This window comes from Flavobacterium sp. MEB061 (genome assembly GCF_000834715.1).
Lineage (GTDB): Bacteria > Bacteroidota > Bacteroidia > Flavobacteriales > Flavobacteriaceae > Flavobacterium > Flavobacterium pectinovorum.
In genome coordinates this window covers 52655-67760 of record NZ_JXQR01000015.1, presented here as the reverse complement: position 1 = coordinate 67760, position 15106 = coordinate 52655, and the positions used below count along the sequence as shown (strand labels likewise).

Annotated in this window: 14 protein-coding genes and 2 pseudogenes; 12 read left to right on the top strand and 4 right to left on the bottom strand. The window is 32.7% G+C overall.

Annotated elements, in window-relative coordinates; all coding sequences use genetic code 11:
• The first annotated feature begins 28 nt into the window (after nucleotides 1-28).
• Entirely contained in the window at nucleotides 29-775 is a 747-nt protein-coding gene (locus tag RT99_RS07595) for a class I SAM-dependent methyltransferase (RefSeq protein ID WP_042564139.1), read from the top strand.
• Between the two features lie 2 nt (nucleotides 776-777).
• On the opposite strand, the gene RT99_RS07590 is transcribed toward RT99_RS07595, so the two are convergent.
• The gene (locus RT99_RS07590; RefSeq protein WP_042564138.1) at nucleotides 778-1947 is read right to left on the bottom strand and encodes a hypothetical protein; all 1170 of its coding nucleotides are present in this window, start codon (nucleotides 1945-1947) and stop codon (nucleotides 778-780) included.
• 157 nt (nucleotides 1948-2104) lie between these two features.
• Nucleotides 2105-2455, bottom strand: a complete 351-nt coding sequence (locus RT99_RS07585; protein WP_042564137.1) for a 4Fe-4S dicluster domain-containing protein — start codon at nucleotides 2453-2455, stop codon at nucleotides 2105-2107.
• A gap of 135 nt (nucleotides 2456-2590) precedes the next feature.
• Here RT99_RS07585 and RT99_RS07580 point away from each other — a divergent pair, with 135 nt between their 5' ends.
• From RT99_RS07580 to RT99_RS07555, 6 genes are all read left to right on the top strand, one after another.
• Nucleotides 2591-3661, top strand: a complete 1071-nt coding sequence (locus RT99_RS07580) for an acyl-CoA reductase (protein WP_042564136.1) — start codon at nucleotides 2591-2593, stop codon at nucleotides 3659-3661.
• Between the two features lie 93 nt (nucleotides 3662-3754).
• Nucleotides 3755-4825, top strand: coding sequence for a 3-phosphoserine/phosphohydroxythreonine transaminase (serC, locus tag RT99_RS07575; protein WP_042564135.1), 1071 nt, complete (start codon nucleotides 3755-3757; stop codon nucleotides 4823-4825).
• Between the two features lie 204 nt (nucleotides 4826-5029).
• Nucleotides 5030-5980, top strand: coding sequence for a D-2-hydroxyacid dehydrogenase (locus RT99_RS07570; RefSeq protein ID WP_042564134.1), 951 nt, complete (start codon nucleotides 5030-5032; stop codon nucleotides 5978-5980).
• A gap of 104 nt (nucleotides 5981-6084) precedes the next feature.
• Nucleotides 6085-6648 carry a DUF937 domain-containing protein gene (locus RT99_RS07565; protein WP_042564133.1) on the top strand — a complete coding sequence of 188 codons (564 nt, stop codon included), beginning with the start codon at nucleotides 6085-6087 and terminating at the stop codon, nucleotides 6646-6648.
• 242 nt (nucleotides 6649-6890) lie between these two features.
• Entirely contained in the window at nucleotides 6891-7322 is a 432-nt protein-coding gene (locus RT99_RS07560) for a DUF6146 family protein (protein WP_042564132.1), read from the top strand.
• Nucleotides 7323-7354: 32 nt separating this feature from the next.
• Nucleotides 7355-7657 carry a DUF6787 family protein gene (locus tag RT99_RS07555; RefSeq protein WP_042564131.1) on the top strand — a complete coding sequence of 101 codons (303 nt, stop codon included), beginning with the start codon at nucleotides 7355-7357 and terminating at the stop codon, nucleotides 7655-7657.
• Between the two features lie 9 nt (nucleotides 7658-7666).
• Here the strand turns inward: RT99_RS07555 and RT99_RS07550 are convergent, their stop codons facing one another.
• Complete coding sequence (locus tag RT99_RS07550) at nucleotides 7667-7951, bottom strand: hypothetical protein (RefSeq protein WP_042564130.1); 285 nt, start codon at nucleotides 7949-7951, stop codon at nucleotides 7667-7669.
• A gap of 230 nt (nucleotides 7952-8181) precedes the next feature.
• Here RT99_RS07550 and RT99_RS25925 point away from each other — a divergent pair.
• From RT99_RS25925 to RT99_RS07535, 4 genes and pseudogenes are all read left to right on the top strand, one after another.
• Nucleotides 8182-8394 (top strand): annotated as a pseudogene (locus tag RT99_RS25925) (ATP-binding cassette domain-containing protein); the annotation flags it as partial.
• Between the two features lie 216 nt (nucleotides 8395-8610).
• A pseudogene (locus RT99_RS25920) lies at nucleotides 8611-9060 on the top strand (ABC transporter ATP-binding protein); the annotation flags it as partial.
• A gap of 116 nt (nucleotides 9061-9176) precedes the next feature.
• Nucleotides 9177-9941 carry a TIGR02757 family protein gene (locus tag RT99_RS07540; protein ID WP_042564128.1) on the top strand — a complete coding sequence of 255 codons (765 nt, stop codon included), beginning with the start codon at nucleotides 9177-9179 and terminating at the stop codon, nucleotides 9939-9941.
• A gap of 301 nt (nucleotides 9942-10242) precedes the next feature.
• Complete coding sequence (locus RT99_RS07535) at nucleotides 10243-11595, top strand: DEAD/DEAH box helicase (protein ID WP_042564127.1); 1353 nt, start codon at nucleotides 10243-10245, stop codon at nucleotides 11593-11595.
• Between the two features lie 169 nt (nucleotides 11596-11764).
• Here RT99_RS07535 and RT99_RS07530 read toward each other — a convergent pair whose 3' ends face one another.
• The gene (locus tag RT99_RS07530) at nucleotides 11765-12877 is read right to left on the bottom strand and encodes a lactonase family protein (RefSeq protein WP_042564126.1); all 1113 of its coding nucleotides are present in this window, start codon (nucleotides 12875-12877) and stop codon (nucleotides 11765-11767) included.
• A 294-nt stretch (nucleotides 12878-13171) separates the two neighbouring features.
• Between RT99_RS07530 and RT99_RS07525 the strand changes: the two genes are divergently transcribed.
• Nucleotides 13172-15100: a BatA and WFA domain-containing protein gene (locus tag RT99_RS07525; RefSeq protein ID WP_042564125.1), complete on the top strand. Its 1929-nt coding sequence runs from the start codon at nucleotides 13172-13174 to the stop codon at nucleotides 15098-15100.
• The last annotated feature ends 6 nt before the right edge of the window (nucleotides 15101-15106 follow it).

The following is a 15106-nucleotide window of genomic DNA, read 5'->3' as shown; positions in this document are numbered from 1 at the left end:
TATATTTTTATATTAAAATTTTCAAATTATGGCAAATTTATATGATGGAAAAATGGCAGCGATATACGATGCGATGTACCAGACTTTTGTTGATTATGATGAAGAATATGCTTTTTACAACAAGCTAATTCAGGAAAACAAAGCTTCAAGCATTCTTGAAATTGGAAGCGGAACCGGAAATCTTGCAAAAAGGTTCGATCAAAACAATCAAAATTATCAGGGTTTGGATTATAGTGACGATATGATTGCAATAGCCAGACAACGAAATTCAAATTGCTCTTTTACACAGGGCGACATGCGTGATTTTAAACTTGAAAATCCTGTAGATGCTATTTTAATTACAGGAAGATCTACAAGTTATCTCATTACAAATAATGACATGAACAGGACTTTTGATTCGCTGCATAAAAACTTAAATGACGACGGTGTTATCATTTTTGATTTTATAGACGCCAACAGGTTTATTCCTTTCACCAAAGAAAACCCAATTATTACGCACGAAGCCAAATACGAAAACGTCAATTATATCAGAGAAAGTCATTGGGATACAAATAATTCCTTAGAAAATTTTATGCTCGAATGGACTGCTCAATATTACACTTTGGTGGATGGCAAAAAGGAAATTATAGAAAATGATTTTTCGACCGTTCGCGTTTTTACTCTTAATGAGATACAGCTGTTTTTATACCTGAATAATTTTGACATAATCAAAACTATCGACCGCAAAACATACGCTTACGATACTTTTGTAATTGTTGCGAAAAAAAGAAAATAAAATTAAAGTTTAAATTCTAATGAATTTATAATTCCTTTTTCTTCTTCAGTAGCAGTAAACCCAGATAAATCCCAATACTTGGTCAGGATTTTGTTTTGCTTATTAAAAAGCGTTTTCTCCTTAAAAACATCACTTTCTTTATAAGTAAAGTTTTGTCTGTTAAAGTTTGTTGTGATAAAATTATTTCGAACCTGAATGTTTTTTTTGACCTGATCTTTTAAAATAAGATCGTATGCAATTTCTTCGTTTGAGCTTAGTAAATAATAATCCTCATCATCAATTCTGTACGTTACCTTAACCTGTGATCTGGTAACATTCTTAGAGCCTACTTTTGTTTGTTCTTCTATTTGAGCAAGATCACCAGGCTTTATACTAATAGTGAATTCTACAATTAACTTTTTTGTAGGATCGTAAATAATTTCAAAAGTATCCAATGCCTTTTTAGATTTATCCAACGGCGTTACAGACATTATATAATAATCCTTATTATTTGGATGTCCTGTTGTTGTAAACTCGTATTCTTTCTTTGTTTTTGAATCTAAAAGAGGATCAAAATATTTTAAATTTGAATAATTCTCCATAATATTATTCAAATTATATCCAATTAAATCGGCAGAAACATCATTTTCCAGCAATCCATAAGATCTGTTTTGCTCTACTAATAAGGTTGTTGTTGATTTTTTTTGATCACCATCAAATTGAAAATTAACCAATCCGTCATTATAATAAGAATATTTATTATCCAGCATAAAAAACTCTCTTACATAGACTTTTAATCGGTAAGCATTGGCCAATTTCTGTCTGGAATTAGAAACAATTCTTTGCAGGTTTTTTTCTGGTTTTTCTTTGGATACTACAATTTCTTCTAATTTATTGTCGTTGTTGTTTTTAAGATAAACAACAAATAAATCCGGTTTTAAAGATCCCCAACGAAGTGTCACTTTCTCGTAATTGGTCTCCGAAACCTGAACATTAGATGCGCCTTCCAATTCAAAAGTTACCTTTCCGTCCTGATTACTTATTAAAGTTTGTTTCGTTTTCATAATCAACACAGTTGCATTTTCTATTGGCAATTGTGTTTCAATATCTTTTACGACAATGGAATACTCCACTTTTTGAGCAAAAATGGCAGTGTTAACGAAAATAACAAATAAAAGCAGCAGTCCTCTCATAGGCAATTATTTAAATATTGCCATCAAATTAACAAAATAAATCATTATAAATAGCATAACAGAGTATAAAAATAATAAAAAACTTATATTTCGTAAATAAAAAAATCCTGAACAGCTAAGTTCAGGATTTTTTGATCTTTAAATTGAATTAAAGATATTATTCTCCGTGCAAAAATGCTTGTCTATTCAACAAGGTTTCTTCATCTTCTACGTGGTTATCATCTGGTACACAACAATCTACAGGACATACAGCGGCACATTGAGGCTCATCATGAAAACCTTTGCACTCGGTACATTTTCCCGGAACAATATAATACACTTCGTCAGAAATTGGTGTTTGAGCATCATCTGCATCAACCTCAGTTCCGTCTGGTAAAATTACTTTTCCTTTAAGACTCGTTCCATCTTTATATCTCCAATCATCGGCACCTTCATAAATTGCTGTATTTGGGCATTCTGGTTCGCAAGCCCCACAATTGATGCATTCGTCAGTTATAATTATTGCCATTTTTTTCTTGGTTATGAGTTAAAAGTTACAAGTTGAAAAATAATAATGTGAAGATTTTATTCTGCTTTGTCTTATAACTTAATATAGCTTATTTTTGTGCAAAATTACAATCAAAACTCTTCATAAACAAACATTATGACATTAGAAACAAAAAAAAGTGTTTTTGTTGAATTAGGAAAATTTCTGAAACAATTTTCTGAAAACGATACAATTAAAAAATCGGATGTTTTGCATAACGATTTATTTTTTGATGATTTCGAAAAGCTGATCTATTTATCACAATCTCATAATGGATGGTATACACCTGAACAAGTGTACTTTGCTATAAAATCATGGGCAGATGCGCTGACAGAAGAAAATATCGACAAATGGCTTTCGGCATATACCTTTGACACTCAGGATAACAAAAACGAAAAAACAGTAGCGCTAATTTTAGCCGGAAATATTCCATTGGTAGGTTTTCATGATTTTCTTTCCGTTTTAATTACCGGAAATAAAACTTTGATCAAAACTTCTTCAAACGATCAGCACTTATTGCCTTTTTTAGCCAAATATTTGATTGCTGTTGATGAAAGCTTAAAAGAAAAGATCACTTTCGTGGAAGGAAAACTGGAAAATTTTGATACCGTAATCGCCACCGGAAGCAATAATACAGCCAGATATTTTGAATATTATTTTAAAGATAAACCTTCAATCATTCGAAAAAACAGAAATTCGGCTGCCGTTTTAAACGGAAAAGAAACACATGAACAATTAGAAGCGCTGGGCGAAGATATTTTTAGGTATTTTGGTTTGGGATGTCGTAATGTTTCTAAACTTTTTGTTCCGAAGGGCTATTCATTTGATGCTTTTTTTCAGGCTATTTTTAAATATCAGGACGTTATTCACTACGAAAAATATGCAAATAATTACGATTATAACAAAGCCGTATTTTTAATGAGTAACTTCAAATTACTAGACAATGGTTTTCTTACTTTAAAAGAAGATTTGAGTTACGCCTCACCTATTTCCAGTGTTTTTTATGAATTTTACGAAAACATCGAAGATCTGCAAAGTCGTCTTGCAACTGATTCCGAACAAATTCAATGCATCGTAAGCAACGATTTAATTAAAAATAGTATTCCGTTCGGAGAAACACAAAATCCTCAATTGTGGGATTATGCAGATAACGTTGATACTATAACGTTTTTGTTAACAACAAAGTAAAAAAATGTTTAATTATTTCGAATAATTTATCGCTTTTTCAGCTCCTATTGCCGAAATTTGCATCTTTAAAATTTCCGACTATTAACAACAACCATGAAAAAACACAACTACAGCGCAGGACCAAGTATCTTACCTCAAGAAGTTTTTGAGAAGGCATCAAAAGCAATATTAAATTTTAATGATTCAGGACTTTCTATTCTGGAAATTTCGCACCGAAGCAAAGATTTCGTTGCAGTAATGGATGAAGCTCGCTCCCTTGCTTTAGAACTTTTAGGACTTCAGGGAAAAGGATATCAGGCATTATTTTTACAAGGTGGCGCAAGTACAGCATTCTTAATGGCTCCCTATAATTTAATGAAAGAAAACGGGAAAGCCGCGTATTTAGATTCAGGAACATGGGCAACAGCTGCTATAAAAGAAGCTAAATATTTTGGAGAAACTGTTGTTGTAGCTTCTTCAAAAGAAGAAAATTACAACCATATTCCAAAAGGATACACAATACCAAGTGATGCAGATTATTTTCACTGCACAAGTAACAATACCATTTTTGGAACTCAAATGAAAGAATTTCCAGCAACAAATGTACCTGTTGTTTGCGATATGAGTTCTGATATATTTTCACGCAATTTGGATTTCTCTAAATTTGATTTAATCTATGCCGGGGCTCAAAAAAATATGGGACCTGCAGGAACTACTCTTGTAGTTATTAAAGAAGAAATCTTAGAGAAAAACGGAAGAACAATTCCTAGTATGTTAGATTATGCTAAACATATTAAAGGAGAAAGTATGTACAATACGCCTCCGGTTTTTGCTGTTTATGTTTCTTTATTAACCTTACAATGGATTAAGGAAAAAGGTGGAGTTGCTGCTGTTGAAAAATTAAACGACGCAAAAGCAGATTTACTTTATACTGAAATCGACAGAAACCCATTATTTAAAGGTGCTGCAGCTGTTGAAGATCGTTCTAAAATGAATGTTACTTTCTTGCTAAACAACGCTGATCACACAGAAACTTTTGATGCTTTATGGAAAGCCGCAGGAATTTCAGGATTACCAGGACACCGTTCTGTGGGTGGTTACAGAGCTTCTATTTACAATGCTATGCCTATCGAAAGTGTTCAGGTTTTAGTAGATGTAATGAAAGCATTGGAAGCTAAAGTTTAGTTTTCAGTTTACACGAAAATTTATAATGAATACGGGATTTTTAGCCCCGATAGAAGTGGAAATCCTTTTATTTTTTTTCTTTAAAAAAATAAAAGATTGCAACGGATAGCGGGATTAGCTCCTAAACAAAAAGAAAAAAATATCACATATGTTAATTAACAAATCTTACGATTTAAGATTAACCAAATAAACACATAAACTAAAATGAAAGTATTAGCGAATGATGGAATTTCTAAAAGTGGAATTCTGGCTTTAGAAAAAGGTGGATTTGAAGTTATAACTACAAAAGTAGCTCAGGAACAAGTGGCTAATTTTGTTAATGAAAATAATGTAGACGTTGTTTTGGTTCGTAGTGCAACCAAAGTTCGTAAAGATATTATTGACGCTTGCCCAGGATTAAAAATTATTGGTCGTGGTGGTGTTGGTATGGATAATATCGATGTTGATTATGCAAAAAGTAAAGGAATTCACGTAATTAATACACCGGCTTCTTCATCAGAATCTGTTGCTGAGCTTGTATTTGGACACTTATTTTCTGGTGTTCGTTTTTTACATGATTCTAACAGAAATATGCCTCTTGAAGGAGATTCAAACTTTGACGGTTTGAAAAAAGCTTACGCAAACGGAGTTGAGTTAAGAGGAAAAACACTTGGAATTGTAGGTATCGGCCGTATTGGTCAGGCTACTGCAAAAATGGCACTTGGTTTAGGTATGAAAGTTATCGCAGCAGATAGTTTTATTCCTAAAGTAGATATCAAAGTTGAGTTTTTTGATGGTCAGTCTATCACTACGACAGTTGTTTCTCAATCATTAGAATCATTGTTTAAAGAAGCTGATTTCATTACATTGCACGTTCCTGCTCAAAACGGTTATATCGTTGGTGAGAAAGAATTTGAAATCATGAAAGACGGTGTTGGAATCGTAAACTGTGCTCGTGGTGGTGTTATTGATGAAGTTGCTTTAGTAAAAGCTTTAGATTCAGGAAAAGTTGCTTTTGCTGGTTTAGACGTTTTTGAAAGCGAACCAAAACCGGAAATGGCAATCTTAATGCATCCGAAAATTTCATTGACTCCGCACATTGGAGCTGCAACAGGAGAAGCACAAGACAGAATTGGAACTGAATTAGCCTCACAAATTATTTCTTTGTTGAGCTAATTATAAAATAAAAAGATTAACTTTAGAGGGATTTACCGCATTTTTTGTAGTAAATCCCTTTCTTTTTTATTAATTTTGTTGTGTAATTTTAAACTTTAAATATCATGTTTGAACAATTAACGCAGTTAGTACAACAATACGGAGGTGATGCCATTGTAAAAAACAATGCAGTCCCAAATGAACACAACGAGGCCGTTGTAAATGAAACAAGTAATTCTATTTTTGCTGGATTGCAAAAAATTGCTTCAGAAGGTGGTGCAGAACAATTAGCTGGTCTGTTTAGTGGAAAATCATCAATAGACAGTTCTAATCCGATTGTTCAGCAAATTACGCAGCAATTATCAGGAAGTCTGGGCCAAAAATTTGGTTTAAGCAGTGAAGCTTCTTCCGGTGTTGCGGCAAGTATGATTCCACAAGTTTTAAATTCTTTGGTAAATAAAGCAAAAGACCCAAATGATAGTGGTTTTCAAATTTCGGATATCATCAGTGCAATTTCAGGAAATAGTGGTCAGGCTTCAGGCATCATGGATACAATTTCTAAATACGGAATGCAATTTGGTTTAGACCAAAACGCAGACGGAAAAGTTGATGTTGCCGATGTTTTAGTAGTAACAAAAAGCAAAGGTGGAATTTCAGGATTTATTGGGCGACTTTTTAAGAGTAAATAATTTAAGGTTCTGAGATACTAAGATGCTAAGGTTCTAAGATTTTTAAAATCTTTGTCGAAAAAAAATAATGCAAGCTGTTTACATTTAAGTAAACAGCTTTTTTTATAAACTAAGGAAAAACTTAGAATCTTAGTCGCGAGGCTTCGTGATAGTAACTTAAAACCTTAGCGTCATTTTAAAAAACTTAGGATCTTAGTATCTTAGAGCCTTAGCATCTTAAAAAAAATCCGTAACTTTAAGGTATGAAAAACTGCATTTACATATTAATTGTTTTGTTTACGATTATTGCATGTTCAACACCTCAAAAGACGGTTGACAATGCAGTAAAACAAAATGTTGTCGTAAATGATACTGTTAGAATTGCAAATGATTCTCTCGAATATGAAGTTATAATTATTGATAACGGATTTAGCACTTGGCTGGCTTCGAGAGCTTTTCCTAGAAATTATCATTCTCTGTCTTATCTGGAAAACAAGAACAATTTGTATATTACAGAATGGAATAACAGGGTTTTACAACCACAACGCTACAATCCTGACTTGTACGAAATGAGCATTAATTACAACCCGACTATTAAGTACGGTTACGAGGTAAATTATCTTATTTACAACTACATGATTTATTTTCAAAATACTTACAAACAAAAGCTTTGGGGATATGTACCATCAAGATAATGTTGCTATATTTGTAATCATTACTAATAAAAATGAATAAATTAAAGCAACGTTGGGGCATCACCTCAAATTTTCAATTGGTCATCATATTTATCGTTTTTGCCATCACCGGATCGGCATCTGCATGGTTGTCTAAACCTTTTTGTGTATGGTTAGGCATTACAAAAGAAGATTTTGGAGGTTGGTTTACTTTAATTAGGCTAATTATTATTTTCCCAATTTATCAGGTTTTATTGGTTGCTATCGGAACTGTTTTTGGACAATTTCGTTTCTTTTGGGCTTTCGAAAAAAGAATGCTTAAAAGTATGGGATTGGGATTTTTATTTAAAGACTAAGCATCTTTGTTAGTGTTCTGAAAAAAAATAAGTATAAATCCACGTAATTGTAAATGATGGAATTATATCTGTAAACGGAATTATTTCTTCAACAAAGGTCAAAAAACCGGCAACCTTCCCTACTCTTCCCTTGTACATTCTGCTCATAATAAAAGCCGCAATTGGCGCCCAGATTACATCTGAAAATTCGCCAAGTACCGGAATCGAAAACGAAATCATTCCTATACCATCAAAAAGAAGCCCTAAAAGAAGTTTTCTCATTCTTTCGTCATTCGCAACATTCAAATCCTGCATTTTGTTTTATTTAGAGATTAATCGAATTTAAAAATAATTCACTAAGTAAATTTATTTTTAACCGCTATTTTTTTTCTTAATTACCACTTCTTCAATTTTCAAGCCAAGTTTTTTTTAATTGTAGATTTTAGATTAAGAATTGGAATTTGGAATTTTTAAACTTTTGGAATTTAAATTTAAGAATTTGATTCTAATCATAATCTTTGTTTCTTTGTAGAAACAGTTTCAAAATGATACACGCAAAAAACATACATAAATTTTACGACAAACTTGAAGTTTTAAAGGGAGTCGATTTACATATTAAAAAAGGAGAAATTGTTTCGATTGTTGGTGCTTCCGGTGCCGGAAAAACTACATTATTGCAAATTTTAGGAACTTTAGACAAACCCGAACAAAATACAAATTCGTCATTAACGATTAACGGAGAAAACATCTTAACACTTCAGGATGTTGAAAAAGACAATTCAAAAGAAGAAAAAACATTCAAAATTATTACCTGGACTGGTTTCATTTATGTTATAATTTTGATCGTTTGTTTTTTGTTTTTCAGAGCTAAAATCTACGATGATAATTTAAGGTTAATAACAGCCGGTATTCTGTTATTACCTATCATTTCTATGATTATTTATTATACCAGATATTTCCAAAAGAAAAGCAAAAAAGACAAAACCTTATCCAATTTCAGAAATTTAAATCTGGGTTTTATCTTTCAGTTTCATCAATTGTTACCTGAATTTACAGCTTTAGAAAATGTTTGTATTCCCGCTTTTATGGCCAATAAATCAAAAGCAGAAGCCGAAAAAGAAGCCAAAAAACTGTTGGAATATTTAGGTTTATCACATCGAATAAATCACAAGCCAAACGAACTTTCGGGCGGAGAACAACAAAGAGTTGCCGTAGCAAGAGCCTTAATCAACAAACCAGATGTTATTTTTGCCGATGAACCTTCCGGAAATCTCGACACACAATCTGCCGAAAACTTACATCAGTTATTTTTTCAGCTTCGCGACGAATTTGGGCAGACATTTGTAATCGTAACCCATAACGAAGAATTGGCCAATATGGCCGATAGAAAACTCGTAATGGTAGACGGTCAGATTAGTAATTAGGATTAGGAGCTATTTCCTGCTGTCCTTCCAATCTTTTGTGCCGAACTCCGGCACAAAAGGATTTTCCCTCCCATCAGGGCTAGGGCACCCGAATAAACAAGAACATTCATTTCAACATGAACAAAAAAGAACTCAAAGAATTCCTTGACGAAAAAGTCATCCAATATAACAATCAGGATTTTATAGAAAGTGATCCCGTACAGATTCCGCATTTATTTTCGCAGAAAGAAGATGTCGAAATTGCCGGTTTTTTAAGCGCAACAATCGCATGGGGAAACCGTAAAATGATTATCAAAAATTCACATCAAATGATGGAATTAATGGGCAACACGCCTTATGACTTCATTATGTCACACTCTGAAAACGATCTGGAACGTCTCGAAAATTTTGTACATCGCACCTTCAACGGAAAAGATTTTAGTGGATTTATAAAAGGTTTACAGCACATTTATAAAAATCACGGCGGTCTTGAAACTGTTTTCGCTAAAAATCAGGAAAAAGACAGTTTACAGAAAAGCATCAGCGAATTCAAAAAAACATTCTTCGAAATTGATCATTTGCCAAGAACACAAAAACATATTTCAGATCCCTTAAATAATTCCGCAGCAAAAAGAATCAATATGTATTTGCGATGGATGGTGCGCCAGGACACAAAAGGAGTAGATTTAGGAATTTGGAAAAGCATTTCGCCAGCCGCATTATCTTGCCCGCTTGATGTTCATTCCGGCAACGTAGCCCGCAAACTTGGAATACTTTCGCGAAAGCAAAACGACGGAAAAGCTTTGGCAGAACTAGACTTACAGCTTCGTAAAATGGACAGTAACGATCCGGTAAAATATGATTTCGCTTTATTTGGTTTGGGTGTTTTTGAAGGATTTTAATTTGGATAAATTACTTACTGAGTTAGCGTTCCTAATGTCAGGCTGAGCGTCCCGAAACTTCGGGAGAAGCCCGATTCCAATTGGAGCGCCCTTCGACTTCGCTCAGGGTGACATCCAAAAATCGAAAACATAACAAACGAATTAACCATTGAAATTTGTGCAAATTTGTGAATTCGTGTTTAAAATTCATTTACAATATTTGTGTCCAAACGATACGTTCCAATGTGTACATTGCTATCAATAACAGAAATCTAACAAAAAATCACGAATTTAACGTACATTTGCACAAAATTTAATGTAAATGAGCACTTTCGAAAAATTCAATCTTCCAAAATCAGTACAAAAAGCAATCGACGAATTAGGATTTGTTACGCCAACTCCTATTCAGGAAAAATCCTTTTCTGTGATTATGTCAGGTCGCGATATGATGGGAATTGCGCAAACCGGAACCGGTAAAACATTTGCATATTTATTGCCTCTTTTAAAATTATACAAATTTACCCCAACCAATACGCCAAAAATTGTAATTCTGGTTCCAACCCGTGAATTAGTAGTTCAGGTTGTAGATGAAATCGAGAAATTAACCAAATATATGTCGGTTAAAACACTTGGTATTTTTGGTGGTGTAAACATCAATACACAAAAAAAAGCTGTTTATGAAGGAGTTGACGTTTTAGTTGGAACTCCGGGTAGAATGATGGATTTGGCACTTGATGCTGTAGTTCGTTTTGATGAAACTCAAAAATTAGTTATTGACGAGTTTGACGAAATGCTAAATTTAGGTTTCCGTACGCAATTGACAGCACTTTTGGCGATGATGAAAACCAAACGTCAGAACATTTTATTCTCTGCAACTATGACGGATGAAGTTGATGCTGTTTTGAATGACTTTTTTGATTTTCCGGAAGAAGTTACACTTGCTGCTTCAGGAACTCCGCTTGAAAACATTACTCAAATTACTTATAATGTTCCTAATTTTAATACAAAAGTTAACCTGTTAAAACATTTATTAGAAACAAATGAAAACATGGAACGTGTTTTGGTTTTCGTTAATAATAAAAAGATTTCAGACATGCTTCATACCCGAATTGAAGAACATTTTGAAGGACAATTTGGGGTAATTCACTCGAATAAATCTCAAAATTATCGTTTGAGTACAATGGCAGAATTTCAGGAAGGAAATCTTCGCGGATTAATTACAACTGATATTATGGCGAGAGGTTTGGATATTTCGAATATCTCTCATGTTATCAACTTTGAACTTCCGGAATTTCCTGAATTATATATGCACAGAATTGGTCGTACAGGTCGTGCAGATGCAACAGGAACCGCAATTAGTTTTATCACACCTCGTGAAGAAGAATTTAAAGTGGAAGTGGAAGTTTTAATGAATCAGGAACTTGAAATAGCAGAATTTCCTGAAGAAGTCGAAATTTCAGCCAAATTAATCGAACCTGAAAAAGACAAACAGCCTATTAAGTTTTTAATGAAAAAAGTAAAACTGGATGGTGACGGTGCTTTTCATGATAAAGCTAAAAAGAATAAAAAAGTGAATCTTGGCGGGCCTTCAAAAACCAAAAAGAAAACTCACGGATCTGTTAACAGAAACATGTTGAAAACGAGAGACAAGAAAAGAAAAGATAAGGACAAATAGTTTCTTTAAAGATGCTAAGGTTCTAAGTTACTAAGATTCTAAGATTAAAAAAAAGCTCAAAAGGTGATAAGAATTTATCTCACATCTTTTGGGCTTTTTTTTAATTATAAACTTTTGTCTATATAAAAACTTAGATTCTTAGTAACTTAGAACCTTAGCATCTTAAAAATTATATCTTCGTAAAAATCAATCCTACCGGCGAACACAATTCGATCTTTTTTCCGGTATTTTTAAGTTTTCCTGTGGTTTTATCTCTTTTAAAAATGATAATATCGTTTGTGTATTGATGTCCAACTAAAAGGAAATTCCCTGTAGGATCAATTGCAAAATCTCTTGGCCCTTTTCCTAAAGTGCTTTGTTGTTCAACCAATTCAATACTTCCATTTTTAAGAATTTTATAAACCGAAATATTGTTAGCGTCAACACGATCCGTTACGTACAAAAATTTTCCGTCAGGTGAAATTTTTATTGCTGCTGCACCCGTTCCTCCGGTAAAACCTTTTGCAAGAATACTAGTTTCGGCAATTAATTTTAAACTTCCGGTTTTACCATAACTAAAAGTTGTCAAAGTACCATCCAATTCCTGAACCAGATAAACAAACTTTCCGTCTTTGCTGAACGTTAAATGTCTTGGCCCACTTCCTGCTTTTACATCAACAGTTCCTTTTAAAGTCAGGATTTCATGTTTTGAAGCTGCATTGTATTTGTAAATAAAAACCTTATCCTGCCCTAAATCATTCGATAAAACAAATTGTTTATCCGGAGAAAAAACTACCATATGCACGTGCGCTTTTTCCTGACGCGCTGCATTTGGTCCTTTTCCTTCATGCTGAATTAATTGCTGTGCTTCTGTTATACTGCCATCAGCATTCTTTTTAAAAACAGCAATACTTCCGCCGGAATAATTAGCAATAATTACATTTTTATCATCATTAATTAAATGACAAGGATCTGCTCCTAATGAAGCATTTGCATTCAATAATTTAAGTTTACCGGTTTTTGAATCGTAACCAAATGCACTTACCGAACTTTGAGTCCCGTTTTCGTTTACCGCATATATAAATTTATTATTTGCAGAAACTGATAAATAGCTTGGACTTACCACTTTTTCTGTAGAATTTTTTAATTTAAAATCTCCTGAATTAGCATCAAAATCGTAAACGTAAATTCCTTTACTATCGCAAGTATTGGTATAGGTTCCTACCAATAAATTAAATTTGTTTTGTGCTTCCATAGTCGTAAAAGCTAAAATTGAAAAAAGCAAAATATACAATCTTTTCATAGTTTTTTTATAGTTTTTTGAATTAGCTAAAATACTGAATATTCTTATTACAAAGTTTCTTTTTTGTTACAAATGAAATTCCAAAAGTTACATTTTTCAAACTGAATTTTGTTCTTTTCTACCATATAAGATATATAAGTTCATTTAATTGACTCATAATGAAGCTTTACTTATGATATCTTATATTACTTATATGGTTTAAAAAATATCCCTGTAAGGTTTAACTAAAAATTTGTATTTTTGACCAATATCTCCGCGAAAAAAAAAAACGTAGCGAAGTAAATCAAAGCCAGAATGCACTTTAAACAGCCCGAAATTCTATACTTTCTCTTTTTATTGATTGTTCCTATTTTGGTTCATTTGTTTCAATTACGACGTTTTAAAACCTCTTTTTTTACAAACGTCCGTTTCCTTAAAGAACTTGCCGTACAAACACGAAAAAGTTCTAAAATCAAGAAAAGACTATTATTAGCGACACGTTTATTGTTACTTACATGTGTAATTTTAGCCTTTGCACAGCCATTTTTTGAAGCCAAAGACAGCAAAAATGCAACAAACGAAATGTACATTGTTTTAGACAATTCGTTTAGCATGCAGGCAAAAGGCAAAAAAGGGGAATTATTAAAACGTGCCGTTCAGGAATTATTGGAAAACACGCCCGAAACTGCACAATTTTCGTTGTTAACCAACACCGAAAATTTTTGGAATACTGATATTAAAGCCTCTAAAAATTCTTTACAAAACTTAAAATACAGCGCAACACCTTTTGAACTTTCGTCAATAATGGCGAAAATAAAAGCGCATAAATCTGCACATAAAAAAGACATTGTTATTATAACAGACGCTGTTGGTTTAGCAGAAAAAGATGTAAAAAACATTGATACCGAAGAAAAGCCGTATTTCATAATTCCGGAAGCCGAACAAAAAAACAACGTTTCGATTGACAGTGTTTATATTAATCAGACTTTAGAAAATTTCTACGAAATAGGTATTAATTTATCTGCTTACGGTGAAGATTTCAAACCCATTTCGATGGCATTGTACAATCAGAAAAAATTGATTGCCAAAACGATAATCAATTTTGATTCGAAGAAAAAGAAAATCAATTTTACGATTCCAAAAGAAGCTTTTCACGGATATGTTACCATTGAAGATAATGGCCTTACTTACGACAACAAACTTTATTTCAGCATTTCAAAAGCTAAAAAAACTAATGTGATTAGCATTGGCGAACCTGAAAAAAGTAATTTCTTATCCAGAATTTATACTTCTGCCGAATTCAATTACAGTAATTATTCGATTAGCAGTTTGGATTATAATAGTTTAGAAAAACAAAATACTATTATTCTCAATGAATTAATTGAAGTTCCTCAGGCTTTGCAAACCACTTTGAAGGCCTTTGTTTCAAAAGGTGGAAATCTGGTTGTGATTCCTGCTGAGAAAAGTTCCATTTCAAACCTGAATACTTTTTTAGGCAATTTTGGAAAAATTCTGTTTAAAAACCTTGAAAACAAAGACAAATTAATCACCAAAATCAACTTTGATCATCCCTTGTTTTCAGGCGTCTTCGAAAATAAAATTACTAATTTTCAATATCCGAAAACAAGTAAATCATTTGAAATTTCAAGTGCGTATCCCGCTGTTTTATCTTATGAAGATCAAAGCGTATTTGTAACGATGATTCAAAATCCGGTTTCTGGAATTACTGCTTTTTCGGCACCTATAAATACAACAAATTCAAATTTTCAGCAATCGCCTTTAATTGTTCCGCTTTTTTATAAAATGGGACAAAATAATCAAAAAACAGGTGTAAACGCTTTAACGATTGGCAATAATCAGCCTTATTTTGTTGATGTTTTATTGAGCAAAGACGCCATTTTAGAAGTAAAAGGAAATGATGATTCCTTTATTCCTATTCAGCAAATATTGAATAATAAAGTCAAATTAACATTCAATGATTTTCCTGAAACTGCGGGAAATTATAGCGTTTTTGATAAAAAAGAATCAGTCGAAAACCTGAGTTTTAATTATAAAAGAAGTGAAAGCGATTTAAATCAGATAAATACAAATGTAGTTTCAGATTTTAAAACTGCAGATACTCTTTCAACCATTTTTAACACGCTACAAACTGAGCGAACTGACAGCCAAATTTGGAAATGGTTTGTTATCTTTGCACTGTTATTTTTAGCATTAGAAATGGCGATCATCAAATTTGTAAAGTAAAACATA